Genomic DNA, 22,572 nt, shown 5'->3' with positions numbered 1-22,572 from the left:
ATGACGGCCAGCAGAAGGGCGATCGGCGCGGCGGCAAGCGGCGCCGGCGCCGGCGCCGGCGCAACGGCGAGGAGGCCGGCGAGGAAGCCCGCACGGCTGGCGACGGAGACGGCGAAGGCGAAGACGGCGAGCAGCCGCTGGCGGCCAGCGCCGAGGAGTCCGATGCCGACGGCCGCGAGGACGAGGATGACGGCGACGGCGATTCCGGCGGCCAGGAAGCCGCGGGCGACGATGACGGACAGTCGGGTCGCCGCGGCCGGCGGCGCGGGCGCCGCGGCGGTCGTCGCCGGCGGCGGCGTCAGGACCGGGAGGATGGGACGGACCAGGTCGCCGCATCCGGCGATGACGGCGACAGCGACGGCACGGCAGAGGATTCCGCCGACCCGGCTCACCGCCAGCAGCAGGAGACCGAAGCCGCGACCTCCTTCGCCGCGGACAGGACCGATCAGGACCAGCCCGCAGAAGGAGATGCCGCCGGCCAGGGCGGAACCGAGGACCAGGCCGTCGACGACCAGCCCGTCGAGGCCCAGGCCGACGAAGCCCGCGTCGACGATGCCGAGCAGGCCCCCGCCCCATCGCCGGAGCACGGCGCCGGCGGCCAGGACGTTGCCGCGCCGGCAGCGGCCGACGATCGTCAGGAAACCGAACCTGCCGCGGCAGCCGATGCCGGGCCAGCAGCCGCTGCGGAGGATTCTGGCGCCGGCGAAGCCGTGAGCGTCGCGGACGACACCGGAGAACCGGAGGCCGCAACCGCCCATGCCGGAGCCGGAGCAGAGGTAGAGGAGCCGGCGGCCGAAGCTGTCTCAAGTGATCCGGCGGCTCCGGACGAAGAGCCCGACGCGCCCCGGGAGGCTGCTGTCTCCCAGGAAGCTGCGCCGGCGGTGCCTGCCCCTGCGGCCGATGAGGACAGCGGCACGGCTGACGATCGGACTGCTGCGCCCTCCGCACAACCGGAGGAGCCTGCAGCGCGGTCTGAGGAGCCCGCGACCGGCGCCGTCCTGACGCCGGAGGAATATCCAGCTGCGGCCGGTTCGGACGCCAGCAACGGCCCGCGCCGTGGCTGGTGGCGCCGGTCCGCCCGCCCGGGCGAGGACGGCAATGCCGGCACCGGCCAGGACTGACGCGCGGCCGAAACGATCGACCGGCCCCCGCTGAGGGGCAGGCCGGACAGGAACGGGAATGACGACAGGGGGCGGCACCACCGCCCCCTGTTCGTTTTTCTGCGCTCCCGGTTGTTTCTGCGCTCCCGTTCGCGCCTGCCCCTCAGCAGGGGCTGCCGCCCCGCCTGCGGTCATCCGGGGTCAGCGCGATGCACCGCCAGGCGTCGGAGATCGGCCACGAACTCCCGCACCAGGCCTTCCGCCGGCCGCCGCCAGGCCGCGATGCTCTGCATCGGGGCGCCGGCATCGGCGACCGGCCGCGCCGCGAGGCCCCGCGGACAGAAGCCGAGCATGGATCCGGGGACGAGGGTGATCCCCAGGCCCGCGCGCACCAGGCCCAGAATGCCGAACAGGCTGGGTGCCTGGAACGCAACCCGGGGGCAGATCCCGCGCGCCGCAAAAACCTCGTCGATGCGCGCGCGATAGAAGTCCCATTGCCGGTCCGTGCCCAGGACCAGGGGCTGCCGGCCGATCTCCGCCAGGGACGGTGCTTCCGCCCCGGCCAGGGGATGCCCTTCCGGCGCGATCAGCACGAGCCCCTCTTCCGCCAGGACCAGGGTCTCGAAATCGCTGTGCTCGAACGGGCCCAGCATCAGGCCGATATCGACCTCGCCACGCGCAAGCGCCAGCTTTTGCGCCTGGGTGGGCTGATAGTCGAGCGACAGGCCGACATGCGGGTGCCGGATGCCGAACGCCCGCACCGCGGCCGGCATCAGCTCGACCGCCGCGAAGGTCATGTAGGCAATGCGGAGATGGCCGCTCTGCCCGCTGGCGATGCGGGCGCCACGCTCCACCGCCGCCGCCAGCCCGGCGACCAGGCTGCGATTGGCGTCGTGGAACGCCTCCCCTGCCGCGGTCAGGCGCACATCGTGGGTCGTGCGGTGCAGGAGCTGATAGCCGAGCTGGTGCTCCAGCGCCTTGATCCGGCGGGACAGCGCCGTCTGGTCGACCGCCAGACGTTCCGCCGCCCGGCGGAAATTGAGCTCTTCGGCAACCGTCAGGAAGGCGGTGATCGAGGCCAGTTCCGGCAGACGCTTCATCCTGTCCCTCCTCCGAGCATCGGGCCCCGTGATGTGACGGCTGCATGGCATGCATCAAGTCCTGCCGAAACGGCCATTCCTTTCCACCGCCGTGAGATCCATCCATGGCTGCGTCCATCCATAGGAGCGACCGCCGGCGCCGGCAATCCGGCACGGCCCGCCCGCCCCGCCAGGAAAAGGAAGCCGTCATGTCCCTGGAGAACCTCGACGCCATGCTGCAGCAGGCGTTCGACGAGAGCAGCCGGATCTACCGCGAACGCGGCTTCCAGCGCCGCATCGGCTTCGGCCGGCGCCCGGCGCTGGTCAGCGTCGACCTGGCCAATGCCTGGACCCGCCCCGGCAATCCCTTTACCTGCGACAAGGTCGACGAGGAGATCATCCCCGGCATGCAGCGGCTGCTGGCGGCCTGCCGGGCCAACGGTCATCCGGTGGTGCATATCACCACCGCGTACCAGATCACCGACCGCGACGACCCCGCCACCGACATGGGCATGTGGCATCACAAGATCCCGGTGGAGGCGGTCGACATCGCCGACGAGAAACTCTGGGCGATCGATTCCCGCATCGCTCCGGTGAAGGGCGAGTATGTCCTGCTGAAAAAGCGCGCCAGCGCGTTCAGCGGCACGCCGCTGGCCGGCTATCTGCGATCAGCCGGCGTCGATACCATCCTGGTGACCGGCGTAACCGCCACCGCCTGCGTACGCACCACGATCTGCGACGGGCTGGCGGAGGGCTTCCGCACCATCGCCGTGCGCGAATGCATCGGCGACCGGGTCCCGGGCGCCGTGGCCTGGAACCTGTTCGACATCGACGCCAAGTTCGCCGATGTCGAAAACGTCGATACCTGCGTCACCTACCTGAACGACGTCGAGGGGTCGAACCTCGCCGGCGGCTGACACCGCAGGGCCGGAGGCGCGCACTGGCCAGAGGCGCGCCCGGTCCGGAGGCGCGGCTCAGCCCAGCCGCGCCAGCGCCTGGCGCAGCCGCGCGGCGGTCGCCTGGGCCTGCTCGTGCTGTTCGCGCTGTTCCTCGACCACATGCTCCGGCGCCCGCGCCAGGAAGCTGGCATTGCCCAGCTTGCCCTCGATCTTGCGGATCTCGCCAGCCAGCTTGTCGATCTGCTTGGAGAGCCGCTGCTTCTCCTGCTCCAGGTCGATCACGTTCGCCAGCGGCAGCACCGCGGTGACCTCGCCCAGCACCAGCTGCGCCGATCCCGCCGGCACGGCTGCATCGATGGACAAGGTCTCCAGCCGGGCGAGACGGCCGATCGCCTCGCCGTGGCGGTCGAGCCAGGCTTTCTGCGCATCATCGGCACCATTGACGATCATCTCGATCCGCGCCGAAGCGGGCACATTCATCTCCGAGCGCAGGCCCCGCACCTCGCCGATCAGGGCGATCACCCATTCCAGTTCCGCCGCCGCCTCCGGGTCACGCGGCAGTGCGGCCGCATCCGGCCAGGGGCGGTGCATCAGCCAGCCGTCGGCCTGCAGCACGGGGCGATAGAGGCGGTCCCACAGTTCCTCCGCCACGAACGGCATGAAGGGCTGCAGGAGGTGCAGGATCTGGCCCAGCAGCCAGGCGCAGCAGGCCTGTGTCTCCGTCTTCTCCGGCCCGTCCCCGCCGGTCAGGACCGGCTTGGCCAGTTCCAGATACCAGTCGCAGAAGGTGCCCCAGGTGAACTGATAGACGGCGGCAGCGGCATCGTTGAAACGGTAGGCTTCCAGCGCTTCCGTGACGGTGGCCGCGGTGACACCGAGCCGGTCGACGATCCAGCGGTTCAGGGTGGTGCTGACCGCGTCGGGCTGCCAGCCCGGCACCGCGACGCAGCCGTTCATCTCGGTGAAGCGCGCGGCGTTCCACAGCTTGGTGCCGAAGTTGCGGTAGCCCTCGATCCGCTGCTCCGACAGCTTGATGTCGCGGCCCTGTGCGGCCATCGCCGCCAGGGTGAAACGCACCGCGTCGGCACCATAGGCGGAGACCAGGTCCAGGGGGTCCATGACGTTCCCCTTGGACTTCGACATCTTCTGGCCCTTCTCGTCCCGCACCAGGGCATGGACATAGACCGTGTGGAAAGGCACCTCGCCCATGAAGTGGATGCCCATCATCACCATCCGGGCAACCCAGAAGAAGATGATGTCGAAGCCGGTGACCAGGACGTCGGTCTTGTAGTAGCGCGCCAGTTCCGGCGTCTGGTCCGGCCAGCCCATCGTCGAGAACGGCCAGAGCGCCGACGAGAACCAGGTGTCGAGGACGTCATCGTCGCGGGTCAGCGCGACCGCGCGACCGTAATGCGCCTGCGCCGCCGCAGCGGCCGCCTCCTCCGTCTCCTCGACGAAGACCTCGCCGTCGGGGCCGTACCAGGCCGGGATCTGATGGCCCCACCAGAGCTGGCGCGAGATGCACCAAGGCTCGATGTTGCGCATCCACTCGAAATAGGTCTTCTCCCAGTTCCGCGGCACGAAGCGGATCTCGCCGCGTTCCACGGCATCGATCGCCGGCCTGGCCAGGGTTGCGGCATCGACATACCACTGGTCGGTCAGCCAGGGCTCGATCGGCACGCCGCCGCGATCGCCGTAGGGAACGGCATGGCGCTGGGTCTCGACCTTCTCCAGCAGGCCCAGCGCCTCCATGTCGGCGACAACCTTCTTGCGCGCCGCATAGCGCTCCATCCCGCGATAGGCCTCCGGCACCGCGTCATTCAGGTTGGCCCCGGCATCCAGGATGTTGATCATCGGCAGGCCGTGGCGACGGCCGACCTCGAAGTCGTTGAAGTCATGCGCCGGCGTGATCTTCACCGCGCCGGATCCCTTTTCCGGGTCGGAATGCTCGTCGGCAACGACCGGGATGCGCCGGTCCGCCAGAGGCAGCATCACATCCCTGCCGACGATGTCGCGGTAGCGCGCGTCGTCGGGATGGACCGCGACGGCAGTGTCGCCCAGCATCGTTTCCGGCCGGGTCGTGGCGACCACGACATGGCGGGACGGGTCGTCCGCCAGCGGATAGCGGAAATACCAGAGCTGGCCGTCCACCTCGCGGCTCTCGACCTCCAGGTCGGAGATCGCGGTGCCCAGCTTGGGGTCCCAATTCACCAGCCGCTTGTCGCGGTAGATCAGGCCTTCCTTGTACAGCCGGACGAAGACCTTGAGGACGGCGCGGCTGAGCCCCTCGTCCATGGTGAAGCGTTCGCGCCGCCAGTCGCAGGATGCCCCCAGGTGCCGCAGCTGGTTGATGATCGTGCCGCCGGACTGCTCCTTCCAGTTCCAGACCCGGCGCACGAACTCCTCGCGCCCGATGGCGCGGCGGTCGATGCCCTGCTCTGCCAGCTGCCGCTCGACCACCATCTGGGTTGCGATACCGGCATGGTCCGTGCCCGGCTGCCACAGCACGTCGCGGCCGCGCATCCGCTCGAACCGGCACAGGATGTCCTGCAACGTGTTGTTCAGCGCATGGCCGATATGCAGGCTGCCCGTCACGTTCGGCGGCGGGATCACGATCGTGAAGGGGCGCCCATCGCTGCGCCCGCTGTCGAAGGCGCCGGTCTGCTCCCATGCCTCGTAGACGCGCGTCTCGACATCCTGCGCGCTGTAGGTCTTGTCCAGCATGACGTTCCTCATGTCGTCGGCGGGCGGAGATACCGTCGCCGCCGCACGCTGTCTGTTCAGCCAGGCGTCTGCTCAGCCTGGGGTCTGCTCAGCTTGTTCCGCTTGATCAGCCGGCGCCCGGACGCGTGGTGCGCACGGCATGCCGGCCGCAGGGCGCGACCGGCCGGTGACCTGGCGGCCGGGCGTTGCCGCCTAGCGCCGGAAGTCGTCGGTCCGGTTTGCGATCCGGGCGACTTCCCGTTCTACGGCGCGCTGTACGATGGCTGCAAGGTTGGCGTCGAGCCATTCCTTCAGCATCGGCCGCAGAAGCTCCTTCACCATCTCTTCCAGGGTACGGGCCCCGGTTCCCAGCGGCATGTCGCGGCGGCCCGACACCGCTGCCGCCAGGCTGCCGAAGGCGGCCAGGGCGTCGTCGGCGGTGGGCGGCGATACCAGCCCGTCCTCGCCCCGGGCCCGCCGCCCCCGCGGCGCCGGTTCGTCGGCCAGATCGACCTCGACCGGCGGCTCCTCGACGACATCCGTCAGTTCAAGGACGTCCGGCTCGGCCTCGGGTTCCGGCTCCGGTGCCGCGACGGCCTCGAAATCGTCCTCGTAGTCGTCCTCCGGCGGGGCGAACTCGTCGTCATCCTCGGCGAAGGCGGCAACCGGTTCCTCGAAGGGATCCTCGTCCTCGTCGTCGAAGCCGAAATCGTCGTCATCGTCGGCGGAGGCGACAGCCATCGGCTCCGGATCCGGCTCGAAAGCGACATCCGGCTCGGGCTCGTCTTCCGGTTCAGGCTCAGGCTCCGGTTCGGGCTGGCGGCGGGCAGGCTTTTCCGGTTCCCGCGCCTCGACCTTGTCCTTCCCCTCGCCTTCGGCATCGTCTTCGGAAATGATCCGACGGATGGAGGCGAGAATTTCCTCCATTGTCGGTTCTTGATTTCCCGTCGCCTCACCCATGAACGGGTTCCATCCGTCTTTTCGTCAGCAGGAAACGACCCGTGGCCGGTTTCCGGTCCAGCCAAAGGTACGCGATCAATCGCGGAAATACCAGAATTTACAAGCCGCTATCGGCTGACGTTCAGAAATCGCCGTCGCTGCGGGATGGAAATCACACAATCGACGGCTCAGTCCAGACCGCCGTCGGTGCCCCACCATTTGTCGCGAACTTCGTTGTAGTGGACGGTCGGATCGTAATAATCCGTAGGCAATTGAAGGCTTTGAGCGGTCAGCCGCCCGATCGAGGAAAGTAGCGTATAGGCGGAGACATACTCGTTGCGCTCCGCCTGGACCAGGCTGACCTGCGCCTGCAGCAGTTCCTGCTCCGCGTTCAGGACGTCCAAGGTCGTGCGGGTACCGACCTGCGCTTCCTGGATGACGCCGTCCAGGGCGATCCGATTCGCGGCGATCTGGGCGCGCTGCGCCTCGATGGTGGACCGCGCCGTCTGCAGGTTCTCCCAGGCCTGGGTGACGCTCTGCACGACGTTCCGGCGCGCCTGGTCGATCTCGATTCGATCCTGGCTGTTCAGCTGGCGCGCCTGCCGTACCGAGGAATAGACCGAGCCGGACTGGTAGAGCGGCACCGAAACCGAGGCGATCAGCGAAAAGTTGTTGGTGGTCAGATCCTGCTGCGAGGTGTCGCGGTCCTGCTGGGCGGTGCCGGAGACCGAGACGCTGGGCAGCAGCTGGCCGGAGGTCGCGCGGATGGTATGGCGCGACTGCAGTTCCGTGAACTTGGCCTGCTGCAGGGTCGGATTGATGTTCAGGCTTTCCTCGATCGCCGACTCCACCGTGCCGGGAAGGTCCGGCGGCAGGTCCGGCGTCTCCAGCGCCCCCGGCAGACGCCCCACCGCCTGTTCGTAGGTGGCGCGGCTGTTCACCAGATTGCCTTCCGCCGTGATCAGGTTCGAGCGCGCCAGGCTCAGCCGCGCCTCGGCCTGCGCCACGTCGGTGCGGGTGATCTCGCCGACTCGGAAGCGATCCTCCGACGCCTCCAGCTGCCGCTCCAGCACCTGCACGTTGTTCTGCTGCAGGCGCACCAGGGCCTGGTTCTGCAGGACGTCGAAATAGGCGGTGACGGTGTTCAGCAGAACCGACTGCTCGGTAGAGGTCAGGGTGGCGCGCGCCGCCTCGACCTGGGCCTCGGCCGCCCGGGTGGAGGCGGAGGTGACGCCGCCCGAATAGACCGGCTGGGACACCGTCAGCGAGTTGGAGATCGGCGTCAGGGTCCGGTTCGGCCCGCCGATCAGCGCATTGTCCGTGCTGACCCGGGATTTGCCGATGCTGGAGCTGACGCTCACCGACGGCCGCCAGCCCGACAGGGCCTGGGGCACGTTCTCGTCAGTGGCGCGCAGGGCCGCGCGCTGCGCCTCCAGGCTCGGATTGGTGCGATAGGTCTCCACCAGCGCGTCGGTCAGTGTTTCCGCCCGGACCGGAGCGGCACCCAGCCCGGCGGCCAGTGCGGTGGATGCGATCAAGGAAGCCAGGACCGCGCGCCGGGTGGCGGACTTGCCTGTCCTGCTGAACTGAAACGCCATAACAAACTCCCCAACCGCTTCGCGGCGGCACCAACCGCCCATCGGTATCCCACGCCTATCGTCCGGCGGAACGTCCCCGGCGATGCCCGTTCATGATTGCTGGCTTTCCTCCGACGTCCGGTCCGCTGCGTTGCGACAGCCGGATCAGAACTGAAACTCCCGCTCGCGCCGGAAGCCCGGCAGGCGGGGCACCCCTGCGTCGAACAGGACCCTGCGGCCGAACCGGTCGTCGATGCGCAGGTAGCGGCTGGCCTTGCCGACACCGTCCTCGATCACCACCGCCAGCAGCCGGCCTTCAGGGGCAAGCTGATCGAGCAGCGCCTGCGGCACCACCTCGACCGCGCCCTGGAGAATGATCACGTCGAACGGCCCCTGGTCGGGCAATCCCTGTTCCAGCGGACCCTCGATGATCGCGGCATTGTCGACCCCGAGCGAGGCCAGCAGTTCGGTGGCTTTCGCCGCCAGATCGGGCGCCGTTTCCAATCCGACCACGGTGTTCGCCAGGGTCGCCAGCACCGCCGTCGAGTAGCCGGTGGCCGGCCCGACATCGAGCACCAGATCGTCCTTCGTAATCTCCGCCGCCTCGACCATGCGCGCAAGCACGACGGGTTCCAGCAGATAGCGGCCGTCGCCGATCGGCAGATCGTCATCGACATAGGCGACACCGCGATAGGCCTTCGGCACGAAGCGCTCCCGCGGGATGGTGGCCATCGCTTCCACCACCGGCCCTTCGCTCACCTTGTTGGGGAGGATCTGGCTCTCGACCATATGGCGCCGTGCAACGGCAAAGAGATCCGTCATGGGCGACCGCCCCCCGAAAGGCCCCTGCTGCGATCCGTCATCACATGCCGCTCCGCCGCTTACTGAATTCCTGTCCGGCTGACTGTCTCTCAGGCGCCCCGCCGCTGCCATGGCTGCCGCCGGCGCGGGGCGACAGCGGCCGGACCCTGACTGCCCGCTTTATATCGGCGCCCGCGCACCTGTACAATCCATCCGCTGCATCTTCCGCTTGACCGTTCCGGGCCGCTGCGCGTAATAGCTCCTCCCCACGGCGACGGATCGAGCCGGGACGGATTGCCCCGGTGACGGATCGCCCGGAGATGTTCTCCAGCGGATCGGCATCGGTCGCAGGCCGCCGGGACGGACATTGAGGCCCGATGGCGGAGTGGTGACGCAGCGGACTGCAAATCCGTATACGCCGGTTCGATTCCGGCTCGGGCCTCCACCTTCCCCTTCAGAGACCGGACAGTCTTCAGAAACAAAGACGGCCCTCAGAGACAAAGACGGTCCGGCGCCCGTCAGCGCGGGGTGCCGACCTGCTCGCGCTCCAGCCGTGCGGCGAACTGCTCGAACAGCTCGGCAACGCACTTGACCACGACCCGCTGATGCCCGGCAGGCAGGCTCTCATAGGCGCGGAGGCAGTCCTGCGCGAATGCCCGCGCCCGCTCTGCCGCCGTCACGTAGGCATCGCCCCGCGCTTCCGCCAGGGTCCGCATGATGCAGTCGCGCGTGGCATCCTCGGTCAGCTTCTCCAGCGACAGGTCCCGCGCATGGCGCCGATTCAGATGCTCGAAGACCTGAAAGGTGTCCATCGCCATGCTGGCCATGATCCGTTCGGTCCGCTCCGCGTCGGCGGCGACCTCCGGCGGCTGGTCCGCGACGTCCTCTTCCCTGGGGCTTGTTCCTGCTAGGCGCAACCACATGGTCGTTCCGTCATCCCTGACTGCGCGGGCAGCGACCTGTTCGCCTGGCAACCGGCCCGCCGTGAAGCCTGCCCGCCTTGAAGCCTGCCCGCTATGAGGCCTGAGGGGCATCCGCCCCATTCCGCCGTCCGAGCACTCCACCGCACCGCCATGCCCAGCATTCGGACGACCGCACCGTTGTGAATTGTAGGTGTTTCGCCAACATGGGACAATTTGGCCTTTCGGTGGTTACCGTGGCGTGAATCGTCATCTGTCAGGCAGCCATGCGACTGGCAGTCCGACGATGGGAGCAAGAGCAGAATGCCCCGGAAGATGTTAAGCAAGTTTCGAACCATTGTCGGCAGACGCCGATGCGGCACGTTGACGGCCGGCGCCGCGGTGCTGCTGGCGGTCCTTGCCGCCACGCCGCCGGCGCAGGCAGCCGAACCCTACAAGCCGCCCACCCGCGATGCGGAGCCCCCGATCGGCTTCGGCGCGATCCCGTTCGGCACCGAGGCCGAGGCGGTGATGGCGCTGAACAACGGCAATGGCAACCTGAACTATCCGGCCCAGGGCGCGCCCGTCTTCACCTATCCGGTGGTGCTGGCCGGCCTGCGGTTCCAGGTCACGCAGAATTTCGACGAGGACAACCGGGCGATCGATGCGGAGGCCGTCTATACCTCCGGCGAGGACGAGCGGAGTTGCGTCGCCAGGTTCAACTACATCCTGGCCGGCCTGAACGCCCGCTACGGGATCCCGACCGTGGTCCCCGACGTGGTCCGCGAGGTCAGGGGCGGCAATGTCGTTTCACTCTATGCCGCGCAGTACGATTTCCGTGACCGGACCTCGATCCGCGGCACGGTCGAGACGACCCGCCCGGAGGCCGGCGCGGCGGCAGGCGGCGCCGGCGGTGGCGCAGGCGGTGGTGGTGCCGGAGGCGGCGGCACGAATTGCCGCATCGCCCTGCATTACTATCCGCCGGGCTGGATCGCCTCGTACTGAGCGGGCGCCGGCGGCCGCGCCGGCATCTTCACCGGCCCTCGGTCCCCGGCTTGCCCTCCCAGGCTTTGCCTTCCCCGGCCCTGCCCTCCCCCCCGGCCTTGCCTTCGCCTGCCCTGGCTTCGGCAGGAGCAAACTCGCCGGCCCCTTCCTCCTCGCCGGCGCGCCGGCGGGTAGGTCTGGCCGGCCGGCGATAGGGCTCGTCGATCCGGATCACGTCGTCGGAGCCGAAATAGGTGCCCGACTGGACCTGCACGATCTTGAGGGGCAGCTTCCCGGGATTCTCCAGTTTGTGGGGCATGCCGATGGGGATGAAGATCGACTGGTTCTCCGACAGCACCAGGATCCGATCGCCGCGGGTCACCCGCGCCGTCCCGCTGACCACCACCCAGTGCTTCGCGCGGTGGTGATGCAGCTGCAGCGCCAGCGAGGCGTGGGAGCGCACCGACAGCATCTTGATCTCGAAATTCTCGCCGACGGCGATACTGTCGATATGCCCCCAGGGACGGTACGAGCGGCTGTGCGCATCGGCCTCCCGCCGGCCCGCGGCACGCAGGTCTGAGACCATCTTGCGCATCTCGCCCAGGCGCCCGCGATCGGCCACCACCACAACGTCATCGGTGGCGACCACGACGAGATCCTTCACGCCGAGGGTCGCGATCAGCGCACGATCGGCGCGGATCAGGCTGTTGCTTGTATCGTGGGTGATGACATCGCCGAACACGGCGTTGTCATCCTCGTCGCGCGGCCCGGCGGCCCACAGGGTCTGCCAGCTGTCGAAGTCGCGCCAGCCCATGTCGACCTCGATCAGCGACAGGTCCTTCTTTGCCAGATGTTCGGCAAGCAGCGCCTCGACGGACACGCTGGGGGCCGCCTGGTAGGCATCGTCGCCCAGCCGGTAGAAGATCAGGTCGCGGCCGCCGGCGGCCACCGCGTCGTTGGCGGCCTTCGACAGTTCCGGATGTGCCTTTGCCATCAGCTCGATCAAACGCGCCGCCTGTACCAGCAGGATATCGCTGAACAGCAGCCGCCCGTCGGCCTCCTTGCCGATGGCGCCGTCGCTGGCCCGTCCGCCGACCGCCGACACGCTGCTGAGGCCGGTCTTCTTGTCCTGCACCTTGTCGACGGCCAACGCGAAATGCCTGGGCGTCTCGGCGCCGCCACGACTGGCCAGCAGCACGATGCGGCCGTCCAGGACCGCCGGCACGGCATTGTCGATCGCGGCTTCCAACGAGGCCGGGTCGGCGATGGTCTGGTCCGTCGGCATCAGCACCATCACCGCATCCGGGTCGCGCTTGCGCAGCATGAGCGCGGCCACCAGGGTCGCGATGCCGGTCTCGCGGATCTCCGGCTCCAGCAGAATCCCGAAAGGAGGCACATTGGCATCGCCGAGCTGTTCGGCGACGATGAAACGGTGCTCGTGGTGGCACACCACCACCGGCGGGGCGAAGTCGCGGCGCCCGGCGAAGCGGAGTGCGGCCTGCTGCAGCAGCGAGCGTTCGCCGGCCAGCGGCTGGAACTGCTTCGGATAAAGCAGCCGCGACATCGGCCAGAGACCGGCACCGGCCCCACCCGCCAGCAAGACCGGATACAGCCGTGAAACCCTCGTCCGCCAATCGCCTGACATCTCTCCCCCTTTGCCGAACGCCGAACCCGGTGCGCGGTCCACGACCCACTGGCCCAAGCCAATATCACTGTCCTGATTCCGGACGCGGTGCGGGCCTGCCCTGTATCGCCCCTGACATGGCAATCCGCAAGCATGCTGCATGCCAGAAGCGGTCGGCCGTCTTCCCGCCGTACCGGCCTCTTCGTGTCACGTTCGAAAACCCAGCGACATTGCCCGAAAGAAGGGCGGCGCGGCTTCGTCTCCCAGACCGCTTGCCGGCCCGCCTGCGGGCCCTGCGCTGCAGTTCTCCCGGCCGGCGGGACGGCGACAGCCGCAGCGAAGATTTTCCGAAATCGAGCCTTTGCAACGCGGCTGACCCTCTGATATGAAGTCGGCCCCGCGCAGGGATTGGCCGAAGGCCGGTCTCAGGGTCTCGCCCGCGCCGCCTTCCGGCATCGCACGGGCCTGCCCCAGGAGGCCGCCGGATGCCGTCGCCGACGCGGTCTGATCCCCGGTAGCTCAGTTGGTAGAGCAGGTGGCTGTTAACCACCGGGTCGCTGGTTCGAGTCCGGCCCGGGGAGCCAATTCCAGACACGGCCGGGACGGCGCTGCCGTCCCGGCCGTTCTGTTTTCGGCATCGGTCGCGAGATCAGCCGCACCGCCGTGCCGGTGCCTCCCCACGCCAAACGCGGCCGAACTGCGATTCCGGCACCTGCCCGTCTCTCATGCCCCCGGAACTCTCCCGCTGCCACAGGGCGCCACCTGCCCCGAATGGCACATCGCGCTTGCAGGCTGCGAGACGATCCATTGCAAATTGCAAGGCAGGCGAGGCAATCCGCAGTAACAATGATTCGCCTCGCCATCCTTTTTCAGGAATGATTTTCAGTCACATGGCTTAGTTGCTTGATTCCATTGATCTTGTGAAAGCCGCAAAGGCTCTGGCCCGCTCTGGTACGCCGCTTGCGTTGCATCCGTCAAAATCGGCCGCATCGATGACGAATGCGCCGGCCGGATGGTGCAGAGGAGGGTTTCATGAAGGTGCTTCTGATCGGCAGTCGGCCCCAGTTCCACGGGCGCATGCGCAAGTTCCTGAATCGTCTGGGCGGCGGCCTGGTCTTCAGCGAGGCACCGGATTTCGGCGAAGCCGTATCGCTCAGCGATTGCGGCGACATGGTCGGCCTGCTCTGCATCGACCTGGACAGCGTAAGGCATCGCGGCTTGCACGACCTGATCCGCCTGCAGGCGGCCTATCCCGGCGTGCCGGTCGCGATGTTCGACGATGGCGTCACCATTGCCGGCAGCAACGCGACGATCGCCTGCCACAGGCTTGACGACGACGCCGGGTCCGACGAGGCGCGCAATGTTCTGTCCGGGATTGGCGACATGCTGGGCATCCGCCTGGAAGGGCCCGCACAGGCAGATGAGTGCCGCGATCCGCGACTGATGCGCCTGACCGACCGGGAACGGGAGGTGCTGCATCATCTGATGAGCGGCATGTCGAACAAGGCAATCGCCCGTCTGCTCGACCTGCAGGAGGTCACCGTCAAGGCGCATCTGCGCCAGGTCTTCCGCAAGCTCGGCGTCACCAACCGTACCCAGGCCACGGCATTGGCGATGAACATATACGGCGGCCATGCGGCCGGCGGCGACGGCGCAGCCACGCACAGGCCCGCCCGCTACGACAGGATGGAGCGTCCGCGGATGCCGGACGGCGCGCTGGCCCACGCTGCCTGACCGCACGGCAAGCGCTCTCCCCCCTCCCCTCCGAAGCCCGGCCCCGGCCGGGCTTCGCTGCATCTGGCCCGCATCCAGCGGGCGTCCCCCGCACGACGTCCCGCGTCCGATCCCTCATGCCAGGACGGAGGCTGCCCCCGTGCCCGGGCGGCGTGATCCATCCCGGCGCATCCTGCGTATCGACCATCGACGCCGGCACTGGCCGGCAGAGGCCAATCAGCGCCCCTCATTGATGCAGGACAGGACGTGCCGAACAGCAAGCCCGCCATCCTCTGGTTCCGCCGCGACCTGCGGCTGCACGACAATCCGTCACTGATCGCGGCAGCGGACCGGGGCGGTCCGTTGATCCCCTGCTTCCTGTTCGACCCGGACCGGCCGGAATGGGCAGAACTGGGCGGCGCCGCCGCGTGGTGGCTGCACCACAGCCTCTCGGCCCTGTCCGAATCTCTGCGTATGCAGGGCCTGGAGCTGCTGCTGCGCAGCGGTCCAACGGCCGACCTGCTGCGCGACATCTGCCAGGCCAGTGGCGCCGCCCGCATCTTCTGCAACCAGGTACCGGAACCGCAGTCGATCGCTGCAGACCGCAGCCTGCAGCGATCGCTCGCCGAAGACGGGATCGATCTTGTCATCGCCGGCCCGCCGCTCCTGTTCGACCCGCCGAAGCCCCTGAACCGCTCCGGCGAGCCTTATCAGGTCTTTACCCCCTACTGGCGGGCCTGCCTTGGCGAACAGGAGCCGCCTGCGCCGCGACCGCAACCGCCGATGCCGCCGGCGGCGGCGGGCCCGGCTGAAGCGGGGTCGGCTGAAGCGGGGTCGGGCGATGGCGACCCGCTTGCATCGGAAGACCTGGCCGACTGGCGCCTGACGCCGACGGCACCGGACTGGGCCGGCGGCCTGTGCGCCGCCTGGACACCCGGCGAAGCCGGCGCCGGGGCGCGTCTCGACGGCTTCCTCGACGCCGCCGCCGCCAGCTATCACAGGGCGCGCGATCTGCCGGACCGGGTGGGCACCTCGCGGCTGTCGCCGCACCTGCACTGGGGCGAGATCTCGCCGCAGACGGTGTGGCACGCGGTGCGCCGTACCGTCGCCGCAGGCGGCATGCCGGAGAAGGCGGCGGAGAAGTACCTGGCGGAGCTGGGCTGGCGGGAATTCTCCCACTACCTGCTCCACCACTTCCCGAGCCTGCCGCGACAGAACCTGAACGGGCGCTTCGACGCCTTTCCCTGGTCCGCCCCGGACGGCGATGCGGCCACCCGCAACGCGCTGCAGGCCTGGTGCCGCGGACGGACCGGCTATCCGATCGTGGATGCCGGCATGCGGGAGCTCTGGACCACCGGCTGGATGCATAACCGGGTCCGCATGGTCGTCGCGAGCTTCCTGGTGAAGGACCTGCGGATCCATTGGCGGACCGGCGCCGGCTGGTTCCTGGACACTCTTGTCGACGCCGATCTCGCCAACAATTCGGCAAGCTGGCAGTGGGTCGCCGGATGCGGCGCCGACGCGGCACCGTTCTTTCGCATCTTCAATCCCGTGCTGCAGGGCCGGAAGTTCGACCCCGAAGGCGGCTATGTCCGTGAATGGGTGCCGGAGATCGCCGCCCTGCCCGACCGGTTCCTCCATGCCCCCTGGGAGGCGCCGGCGGAGGTGCTGCGATCCGCCGGCATTGACCTGGGCGAGACCTATCCCCGTCCGGTTGTCGACCATGCCGAGGCACGCCGGCACGCCCTTTCCGCCTTCGAAACGATCAAGGATGCGGCGGAATGAGTGTGCGTGCCAACGACAATCGCTCCACATCCGCACCGACCGAGAGGCGCCCCGGCAGGCGCATCGCCGTGATCGGCGGCGGGATTGCCGGCCTGGGGGCGGCATGGCTGCTGCAGCAGCGGCACGAGGTCACCCTCTACGAACGCGAGCCGCGGCTCGGCGGCCATTCCCATACGGTCGAGGCGCCGGGCGGCGACGGTCGGACGGTCCCGGTGGATACCGGCTTCATCGTCTACAACGAGCGGAACTATCCCAACCTCTGTGCCCTGTTCGCGCATCTGAAGGTGCCGACCCGCCCGTCGGACATGTCGTTCAGCGTGAGCGTCGAGGATGGCCGGCTCGAATGGGCGGGCGACAACCTGCTGAAGCTGTTCGGGCAGCCGCGCAACCTGCTGCGTCCCGCTTTCCACCGGATGCTGCGCGACATCCTGCGCTTCAACCGCGATGCCCGTCTGGCGCTGCAGCACGGCAATCTCGAAGGCATGAGCCTGGGGCGCTTCCTCGCCGCCCAGGGCTACGCGCCGGAGCTTGCCCGCGACTACCTGCTGCCGATGGGCGCGGCGATCTGGTCCGCGCCCACGGCGGCCATGGCGGCGTTCCCCGCCGAGAACTTCCTGCGCTTCTTCGACAATCACGGGCTTCTGGACATGTCGGACCGCCCGCGCTGGCGCACCGTCGCCGGCGGGTCGCGCAGCTATGTCGACCGGCTCGCCGCCGATCTCGGACCCGCAGTGCTGCGCACCGGCTGCGCCGCGCAACGGGTATCGCGCGACCGGAACGGTGCGGTGGTGACCGACCGGGCCGGTGATCGGGCGCGCTATGACGAGGTCGTCTTCGCCTGCCATGCCGACGAGGCCCTGGCGCTGCTGGCGGACCCCGATCCGGAGGAAGCCTACAGCCTGAGCGCGATCCGCTTTCAGGAGAACGAGGCGGTACTGCATTCCGATCCCACCCTGATGCCGCGGCGACGCCGGCTCTGGTCCAGCTGGAACTACCTGTCCGCCGGCGCGCAGGACGGCAGGGTCAGTGTGTCCTACTGGATGAACCGGCTGCAGGGGATCGATCGGCGGTTTCCGTTGTTCGTCACCTTGAACCCGCAACGTCCACCGGCGGCGGAAGCGCAGATCGGTCGCTTCGTCTACCACCATCCGGTCTTTGACCGCCGGGCCTGCGAGGCACAGGCCAGGCTGGGCCGGCTGCAGGGACAGCGTCGCACTTGGTATTGCGGGGCCTGGCTGGGCTATGGCTTCCATGAGGACGGACTGGCATCCGCGATCGCCGTCGCCCGGTCGTTTGGCGCCGCGCCGCCCTGGCCCACCGCAGTCCCGCCGGCCGGCGGGCGCGACGGGAGCGGTCTCCGGAACGACGACGGGATGGCGCCGCCCCGCGAAGCCGCGGCATCGGACCGCCTTGTCCGCATGGCCTGATGGCGGGCAGGTGTTCGGTGCACCATTGGAAGAACGGCTCTGGGCGGGATGACCCCGAACGCATGTCGATGACGTACGCAGAGCAGGACAGCGCGCCGGCCCTGGCGATTTACGCCGGGCATGTGATGCATCGCCGCGACGGGCCGCAGCGCCATCGCTTCCGCCTGCCGGTATTCTCCCTGCTGCTGGACATCGACCGGCTGGAGGAGGCCGGTCGGGATCTGCGCCTGTTCGGCTACAACCGCTTCGCGCCCCTGGCCTTCGACGATCGCGACCATGGCCCGCGGGACGGCACGCCCCTGCGTCCGTGGATCGAGGCGGAGCTCGCCCGGCACGGCCTGTCCGCGTTCGCCGCACGTCTACAGCTCCTCTGCTTTCCGCGCCTGTTCGGCTACGTCTTCAACCCGCTGAGCGTCTATTTCTGCCACGATGCGGCCGGCAGGCTCGGGGCGATCCTCTACGAGGTGAAGAACACCTTTGGCGGCCAGCATGTCTATGCCGCGCCGCTGACGGCCCGGGACAGCGGGCGCGCCCATTGCCATACCCGACCGAAGGCATTCTTCGTCTCCCCCTTCCTCGGTACCGCCGGACGCTACCGCTTCCGCCTGCAGCCGCCGGGCGAACGCTACGCCCTGTCGATCCGCTTCGACGATGAGGAGGGCAACCGGCTGACCGCGGTGCATGCCGCGGTCCGGCGGCCTTGCAGCGACCTTGCCCTGGCTCGCCTGCTGCTGGCCTATCCGTTGCAGTCCCTGCGCGTGATCGGCGGAATCCACTGGGAGGCGCTGAAGCTCTGGCGCAAGGGCGCCCGCTTCCGTTCGCCCACCGCCGCTGCCCCCGCCCCTGTCCCCGCCCCTGTCCCCGCCCCTGTCCCCGCAACGCAAGCGCCACAGGCCGACATCCCGCAATGACCGAAGTCATCGACCTATCCGCCAGCCGCAAGGCGCAGGACCATGCCGGCACGGACCTCTGGACCCGGCTGCTGCTGCGCCTGGCACGCCATGTACGCTGCGGCGCGATCCGTCTGACCCTGCCCGGGGGCCAGACAGTGCAGGTGAGCGGCGAGCGCGCCGGCCCACAGGCGGAGCTGACGATCCGACGGACGCGGTTCGCACGCCGCCTGTTGCTGGGCGGCGCGACCGGCGTCGGCGCGGCCTATATCGACGGCGATTTCCAGAGCCCAGACCTGGCTGCCCTGGTGGAGTGGGCGGTCAGCAACGAGGATCTGGCCCGCTCCGCACTGCAGGCGGTGCCGCCGCTGCGCCTGGCCGGCCGGGCGCTGCAGGCGCTGCGCCGCAACAGCCGGCGCGGCAGCCGGCGGAACATCGCCTTCCACTATGATCTGGGCAATGAATTCTACGCGCAGTGGCTGGACCCGACGATGACCTATTCCGCGGCCTGCTTCGACAGTCCGCGGGACGATCTGCAGACCGCCCAGCTGAACAAGTATCGCCGCATCGCGGAGATGGCCGGCCTGCAGCCCGGCGACCGGGTCCTGGAGATCGGCACCGGATGGGGCGGCTTCGCCTGCTTTGCCGCCCGCGAATTCGGCGCCCGCGTCACCACCGTGACGATCAGCGCGGCACAGGCCGACTACGCTGCCGCCCGGGTGCGGGAGGAGGGTCTCGGCGACCGGGTCGAGGTGGCGCTGCGCGACTATCGCGATGTCACCGGCAGCTACGAACGGATCGTGTCGATCGAGATGCTGGAGGCGGTCGGCGCCGATTACTGGCCGGTCTTTTTCGGCCGTCTGCATGCGCTGCTTGTCCCGGGTGGCGTTGCCGCCCTGCAGTCGATCCTGATCGAGGACCGGCACTACCCCGCCTACAGCCGCCGACAGGATTTCATCCAGCGCTACATCTTCCCAGGCGGCATGCTGCCCTGCCCGTCAGCCCTGCAGCGGGAGACCGCGCGGGCCGGCTTGCGGCTGACCGCCGACGAGCGGTTCGGCGCGGACTATGCCCAGACTTTGCGGCTGTGGCGCCACCGCTTCCTCGATGCCTGGCCGGTGATCGAGCGTCAGGGCTTCGACCCCGGCTTCCGGCGGATGTGGGAATTCTACCTGGCGTATTGCGAGGGCGGCTTCCGTTCCGGCCGGATCGACGTCGCCCATCTGCGCCTGCAGAAGGACTAGATCCCGCCGCCCGACGACGGCGCGTATTGCAGCCGGCCGCGCAGCTTGCGGATCACCCAGCCCAGGACCGGCAACCGCCCGTAGAACTGGCTGCCGGAATCCCAGTAGTCCAGGTGGGCGGTCACCCGTCCGTCGGGGGCAAAGTGCAGTTCGGTCACCCCGTCGACATGCCAGGGCGCACCGCGCAGACGCTTCGGCCGGAAGTCGAACTCCCATGTCAGGAAGGCATGCCGGTCGCTGGCCATCGTATCGACGACCCGGAACCGGGCCAGGTCGCAGGTCTCGTACATATGCGCCATGACCCGCAGCATCCCTTCGGCGCCGCGAATGTCGTTGAACGGATCCCGGAAGTGGACGTCCGGCGTGACAAGGTCGGCCAGGTGGGGCACCGTCTCCGCCGTCATCCTGTCGAAGAAATCCGCATAGCGGGCGACATACGCCGGCAGTTCCGCTGCATCCCCGGTCACCCCGTCACCCTCCGCATCATCGAGAAATAGAGCCCGTAGGGCAGCATCGAAGCCAGTCGCACCGGCCATGCGAGGCGGCGCGGGAAGGCGATCTCGAAGCCACGGCCATGCACCAGGCCGCGATAGATCCGCTCCGCGGCATCCTCGGCCTCGACCAGGAACGGCATCTCGAAATCGTTGCGATCGGTCAGCGGCGTTCGCACGAAGCCGGGCGAAACCAGCCGCACGTCAATGCCCGCTGCAGCCTGGTCCTGGCGCAGCGATTCGGCGATCCGCATCACCGCAGCCTTGCTGGCGCCGTACGCCGATGCACGCCGCAGCCCGCGATATCCGGAAAGCGATCCCACCAGGGCGATCTGGCCCGCGCCGCGCGCCCGCATCGCCGGAACGATCGCCTCCAGGCAGTTGACGACGCCGCCGACATTCACCGCGAACTGGCGGTCAAAGGCGGCGGCGTCGAAGCTGTCGGCTTCCACCGGCTGGTAGGTGCCCGCGTTCAGGATCACACGATCAACCGGCCCTGCGCGCACCTGCATGTCGGCCACGGCCTGATGGACCGCCGCCCGGTCTGTCACGTCCACCGCATGCACGGCGACCGACTCCGGCGCAACGCCGGCATCGGCCGCCAGGGTCTGCAGCGGATCTGGATCTCGACCGCTGGCCAGTACCGTCGCGCCGGCGCGCAGGAAGCGCAGTGCAACGGCCCTGCCGATGCCGGAGCCGGCACCGGTAATCCAGACACTTTCGCCGGTCGTTTCGCTCACTATTGCCCTCGTGCCGCAGGTCCGTGCGATGCCCGCCCGCCGAAAAGGCGGGGGGATCGGCGGGGCCGCATTGCGCCGCCTTTCAGACGTTTACGCAGGCATCAGGCGATCGGATCTGGTCCGGAAGACCGGATCCGGAACCGGCTCAGTAGCGGATCAGGGGATTCAGCCAGCGGCCCACGGGACCGGTCAGCTTCAGCGGCGCGTCGGTCACCGCCAGGCACAGGCAGGCGCGGTCCTCCATCGCCACCGGCCGATGGTCGACCTGGGAATCGAGAAGCGCGCAATCGCCACGCCTGAACTCGCCGGACGCGTCGACGAAGCCGCCGTCCAGCACGACGGTCATTTCCTCGCCGCGATGGGTATGCCAGGGCATCGCCCTGCCCGGCTGGATCCGCAGCAGAACCGCCTTCTGCCCCTCTTCGCCAACCGGCAGGCGCAGTTCGTCGAGCCCGGACATCACCCGGCGCCAGGACCTGCCAGCCTCGCCGGCCGCCAGGTAGCGGCGCAGCGGGGCCGGCAGCGGCACGCCGTCGATCGACAGCGGCGCGTCAGGGCGGGCCGCCGGCGGAGACTCCGCCATTGCCGGCGGCGCATCCAGCCGCTGCAGCACCGCCGCCAGGCTGCCTTCCCCCATCGGGACCGGCCCCGCCTCCGCCACCGCCTGGCCCGCCATGCGCTCATAGCCGGCGACCCGATTCCGGCAGTCCGGGCAGAAGGTCAGATGGGTGGCCACGGCCAGCGCCCATGCCTCGGGCAGATGACCGAGGGCATAGTCGAGCAGGAACTCTTCCACCGGATGATGACTGGGTTTCATCACGTCAGCTTGTCCGTACTGTCTGCCGTCCCGCCACACACCATTCATCGACGGGCAGGACATCGGATAGAACCTATTCGCGCCACTATACGCGATCCACCCGCGGGCGGATCACTCAGGAAAGACGATATCCAATCCGGCCCGACCTACCGGGCCATCAGTCGGAGGAGGCGCCATGCCGGGGCAGCCGAGGCGGAACCCGCAACAGGTCGACATCCTGGAGAACGAACTGGTCTTCGACGGGTTCATGCAGCTGGCGCGGATGCGGGTCAGGCACGAACGGTTCGACGGGGGCCTGACCGCGCCGCTGGAGCGCGAGGTGCTTCTGCGGCGTCCGGCGGTCGCGGTATTGCCCTACGATCCGGTGCGCGACCGGGTGGCGCTGATCGAACAGTTCCGGATCGGCGCCTTCGCCGATGGCGGCCATGCCTGGCTGCACGAGACCGTGGCCGGCTTCATCGATCCCGGGGAGAGCGCGCTGGAATCCGCGCGCCGCGAGGCGGTGGAGGAAGCAGGCGTCATCCTGGGCGCGCGAGCGGAGAAGATCTGCGAGTACTACCCGACGCCGGGCGGCTGCAGCGAACGGGTGGAGATCTGGTGCGCCGAAGCGACACTGGAGGGCGGCAGCGGCGAGGTTCATGGCGTGGCCGAGGAGGGCGAGGATATCCGCGTGAACCTCCTGGCGGTCGAAGACGCCTTCGCGATGCTGCTGGACGGCCGCGCCAATTCCAGCCCGATCCTGATCTCCCTGCTCTGGCTGCGGCTGGAGCGCGCGCGCCTGCGCGCGACCTGGACCTAGAACGCGGCAGCCGGTCGCAAGCAGGCACCTATGCAGAGGCTGCATGGCGCCGTTCTTGACG

The 22,572-nt window shown here is 68.9% G+C and carries 18 protein-coding genes, 2 tRNA genes and 1 pseudogene; 10 read left to right on the top strand and 11 right to left on the bottom strand.

All coding sequences use genetic code 11. The features are described 5' to 3' along the window. Together ACFOGJ_RS05740 and ACFOGJ_RS05735 are read right to left on the bottom strand one after the other, a co-directional pair. Positions 1-587, bottom strand: a pseudogene (locus tag ACFOGJ_RS05740) (hypothetical protein); the annotation flags it as partial. Positions 588-1,291: 704 nt separating this feature from the next. Then, complete coding sequence (locus ACFOGJ_RS05735; RefSeq protein WP_379898840.1) at positions 1,292-2,200, bottom strand: LysR family transcriptional regulator; 909 nt, start codon at positions 2,198-2,200, stop codon at positions 1,292-1,294. A 188-nt stretch (positions 2,201-2,388) separates the two neighbouring features. Between ACFOGJ_RS05735 and ACFOGJ_RS05730 the strand changes: the two genes are divergently transcribed. Next, positions 2,389-3,096, top strand: coding sequence for an isochorismatase family protein (locus tag ACFOGJ_RS05730; RefSeq protein ID WP_379898838.1), 708 nt, complete (start codon positions 2,389-2,391; stop codon positions 3,094-3,096). Between the two features lie 57 nt (positions 3,097-3,153). On the opposite strand, the gene ACFOGJ_RS05725 is transcribed toward ACFOGJ_RS05730, so the two are convergent. The 4 genes from ACFOGJ_RS05725 to ACFOGJ_RS05710 form a co-directional block, all read right to left on the bottom strand. After that, entirely contained in the window at positions 3,154-5,802 is a 2,649-nt protein-coding gene (locus ACFOGJ_RS05725) for a valine--tRNA ligase (RefSeq protein WP_379898836.1), read from the bottom strand. Between the two features lie 192 nt (positions 5,803-5,994). Further along, positions 5,995-6,708: a DUF2497 domain-containing protein gene (locus ACFOGJ_RS05720; RefSeq protein WP_379898834.1), complete on the bottom strand. Its 714-nt coding sequence runs from the start codon at positions 6,706-6,708 to the stop codon at positions 5,995-5,997. Positions 6,709-6,908: 200 nt separating this feature from the next. Further along, positions 6,909-8,318, bottom strand: coding sequence for a TolC family outer membrane protein (locus ACFOGJ_RS05715; protein ID WP_379898832.1), 1,410 nt, complete (start codon positions 8,316-8,318; stop codon positions 6,909-6,911). Positions 8,319-8,462: 144 nt separating this feature from the next. Beyond that, positions 8,463-9,119 (bottom strand): protein-L-isoaspartate O-methyltransferase family protein, encoded by a 657-nt coding sequence (locus tag ACFOGJ_RS05710; RefSeq protein ID WP_379898830.1) that lies wholly within the window; start codon positions 9,117-9,119, stop codon positions 8,463-8,465. A 350-nt stretch (positions 9,120-9,469) separates the two neighbouring features. Between ACFOGJ_RS05710 and ACFOGJ_RS05705 the strand changes: the two genes are divergently transcribed. Next, positions 9,470-9,543 (top strand) — tRNA-Cys (locus ACFOGJ_RS05705). 73 nt (positions 9,544-9,616) lie between these two features. Here ACFOGJ_RS05705 and ACFOGJ_RS05700 read toward each other — a convergent pair. Then, complete coding sequence (locus ACFOGJ_RS05700) at positions 9,617-10,021, bottom strand: hypothetical protein (protein ID WP_379898827.1); 405 nt, start codon at positions 10,019-10,021, stop codon at positions 9,617-9,619. 360 nt (positions 10,022-10,381) lie between these two features. Here ACFOGJ_RS05700 and ACFOGJ_RS05695 point away from each other — a divergent pair, with 360 nt between their 5' ends. After that, positions 10,382-11,002, top strand: a complete 621-nt coding sequence (locus ACFOGJ_RS05695; protein WP_379898825.1) for a hypothetical protein — start codon at positions 10,382-10,384, stop codon at positions 11,000-11,002. A 28-nt stretch (positions 11,003-11,030) separates the two neighbouring features. Here the strand turns inward: ACFOGJ_RS05695 and ACFOGJ_RS05690 are convergent, their stop codons facing one another. Continuing rightward, positions 11,031-12,626, bottom strand: a complete 1,596-nt coding sequence (locus ACFOGJ_RS05690) for a mannose-1-phosphate guanylyltransferase/mannose-6-phosphate isomerase (RefSeq protein WP_379898824.1) — start codon at positions 12,624-12,626, stop codon at positions 11,031-11,033. A 487-nt stretch (positions 12,627-13,113) separates the two neighbouring features. Between ACFOGJ_RS05690 and ACFOGJ_RS05685 the strand changes: the two genes are divergently transcribed. The 6 genes from ACFOGJ_RS05685 (at position 13,114) to ACFOGJ_RS05660 (ending at position 19,664) form a co-directional block, all read left to right on the top strand. Then, a tRNA-Asn gene (locus ACFOGJ_RS05685) sits at positions 13,114-13,189 on the top strand. A 448-nt stretch (positions 13,190-13,637) separates the two neighbouring features. Next, a complete protein-coding gene (locus ACFOGJ_RS05680; protein ID WP_379898822.1) occupies positions 13,638-14,339 on the top strand; it encodes a helix-turn-helix transcriptional regulator in 702 nt (233 codons plus the stop codon). 246 nt (positions 14,340-14,585) lie between these two features. Beyond that, positions 14,586-16,103 carry a cryptochrome/photolyase family protein gene (locus ACFOGJ_RS05675; RefSeq protein WP_379898821.1) on the top strand — a complete coding sequence of 506 codons (1,518 nt, stop codon included), beginning with the start codon at positions 14,586-14,588 and terminating at the stop codon, positions 16,101-16,103. Continuing rightward, the gene (locus ACFOGJ_RS05670) at positions 16,100-17,530 is read left to right on the top strand and encodes an NAD(P)/FAD-dependent oxidoreductase (RefSeq protein ID WP_379898820.1); all 1,431 of its coding nucleotides are present in this window, start codon (positions 16,100-16,102) and stop codon (positions 17,528-17,530) included. Before ACFOGJ_RS05675 ends, ACFOGJ_RS05670 begins: the two co-directional genes overlap by 4 nt. Before the next feature lie 62 nt (positions 17,531-17,592). Beyond that, on the top strand, positions 17,593-18,441 hold the full coding sequence (locus tag ACFOGJ_RS05665) for a DUF1365 domain-containing protein (protein WP_379898819.1): 849 nt from the start codon (positions 17,593-17,595) through the stop codon (positions 18,439-18,441). Continuing rightward, positions 18,438-19,664: a class I SAM-dependent methyltransferase gene (locus ACFOGJ_RS05660; protein WP_379898817.1), complete on the top strand. Its 1,227-nt coding sequence runs from the start codon at positions 18,438-18,440 to the stop codon at positions 19,662-19,664. Before ACFOGJ_RS05665 ends, ACFOGJ_RS05660 begins: the two co-directional genes overlap by 4 nt. Here ACFOGJ_RS05660 and ACFOGJ_RS05655 read toward each other — a convergent pair. From ACFOGJ_RS05655 to ACFOGJ_RS05645, 3 genes are all read right to left on the bottom strand, one after another. Next, entirely contained in the window at positions 19,661-20,131 is a 471-nt protein-coding gene (locus ACFOGJ_RS05655) for a nuclear transport factor 2 family protein (RefSeq protein WP_379898816.1), read from the bottom strand. The two genes, ACFOGJ_RS05660 and ACFOGJ_RS05655, sit on opposite strands and share 4 nt — an antisense overlap. Beyond that, the gene (locus ACFOGJ_RS05650) at positions 20,128-20,895 is read right to left on the bottom strand and encodes an SDR family NAD(P)-dependent oxidoreductase (protein ID WP_379898814.1); all 768 of its coding nucleotides are present in this window, start codon (positions 20,893-20,895) and stop codon (positions 20,128-20,130) included. The genes ACFOGJ_RS05655 and ACFOGJ_RS05650 overlap by 4 nt, the downstream gene beginning before the upstream one ends. A 145-nt stretch (positions 20,896-21,040) precedes the next feature. Further along, positions 21,041-21,712, bottom strand: a complete 672-nt coding sequence (locus ACFOGJ_RS05645; RefSeq protein WP_379898915.1) for a ChrR family anti-sigma-E factor — start codon at positions 21,710-21,712, stop codon at positions 21,041-21,043. 175 nt (positions 21,713-21,887) lie between these two features. Here ACFOGJ_RS05645 and ACFOGJ_RS05640 point away from each other — a divergent pair, with 175 nt between their 5' ends. Then, positions 21,888-22,511, top strand: a complete 624-nt coding sequence (locus ACFOGJ_RS05640; protein ID WP_379898812.1) for an NUDIX domain-containing protein — start codon at positions 21,888-21,890, stop codon at positions 22,509-22,511. Positions 22,512-22,572 lie beyond the last annotated feature (61 nt).

It is taken from the genome of Marinibaculum pumilum (genome assembly GCF_042646425.1).
GTDB lineage: Bacteria > Pseudomonadota > Alphaproteobacteria > Ferrovibrionales > Ferrovibrionaceae > Marinibaculum > Marinibaculum pumilum.
The sequence above is the reverse complement of the archived record's forward strand: the minus strand, read 5'-3'. Positions and strand labels throughout refer to the sequence as shown.

Excerpts from the sequence above, each read along its gene's own strand:
- ACFOGJ_RS05735 (WP_379898840.1), bottom strand. The coding sequence starts at position 2,200 with ATGAAGCGTCTGCCGGAACTGGCCTCGATCACCGCCTTCCTGACGGTT.
- ACFOGJ_RS05730 (WP_379898838.1), top strand. The coding sequence starts at position 2,389 with ATGTCCCTGGAGAACCTCGACGCCATGCTGCAGCAGGCGTTCGACGAG.
- ACFOGJ_RS05725 (WP_379898836.1), bottom strand. The coding sequence starts at position 5,802 with ATGCTGGACAAGACCTACAGCGCGCAGGATGTCGAGACGCGCGTCTAC.
- ACFOGJ_RS05720 (WP_379898834.1), bottom strand. The coding sequence starts at position 6,708 with ATGGAGGAAATTCTCGCCTCCATCCGTCGGATCATTTCCGAAGACGAT.
- ACFOGJ_RS05715 (WP_379898832.1), bottom strand. The coding sequence starts at position 8,318 with ATGGCGTTTCAGTTCAGCAGGACAGGCAAGTCCGCCACCCGGCGCGCG.
- ACFOGJ_RS05710 (WP_379898830.1), bottom strand. The coding sequence starts at position 9,119 with ATGACGGATCTCTTTGCCGTTGCACGGCGCCATATGGTCGAGAGCCAG.
- ACFOGJ_RS05700 (WP_379898827.1), bottom strand. The coding sequence starts at position 10,021 with ATGTGGTTGCGCCTAGCAGGAACAAGCCCCAGGGAAGAGGACGTCGCG.
- ACFOGJ_RS05690 (WP_379898824.1), bottom strand. The coding sequence starts at position 12,626 with ATGTCAGGCGATTGGCGGACGAGGGTTTCACGGCTGTATCCGGTCTTG.
- ACFOGJ_RS05680 (WP_379898822.1), top strand. The coding sequence starts at position 13,638 with ATGAAGGTGCTTCTGATCGGCAGTCGGCCCCAGTTCCACGGGCGCATG.
- ACFOGJ_RS05670 (WP_379898820.1), top strand. The coding sequence starts at position 16,100 with ATGAGTGTGCGTGCCAACGACAATCGCTCCACATCCGCACCGACCGAG.
- ACFOGJ_RS05665 (WP_379898819.1), top strand. The coding sequence starts at position 17,593 with ATGTCGATGACGTACGCAGAGCAGGACAGCGCGCCGGCCCTGGCGATT.
- ACFOGJ_RS05660 (WP_379898817.1), top strand. The coding sequence starts at position 18,438 with ATGACCGAAGTCATCGACCTATCCGCCAGCCGCAAGGCGCAGGACCAT.
- ACFOGJ_RS05645 (WP_379898915.1), bottom strand. The coding sequence starts at position 21,712 with ATGAAACCCAGTCATCATCCGGTGGAAGAGTTCCTGCTCGACTATGCC.
- ACFOGJ_RS05640 (WP_379898812.1), top strand. The coding sequence starts at position 21,888 with ATGCCGGGGCAGCCGAGGCGGAACCCGCAACAGGTCGACATCCTGGAG.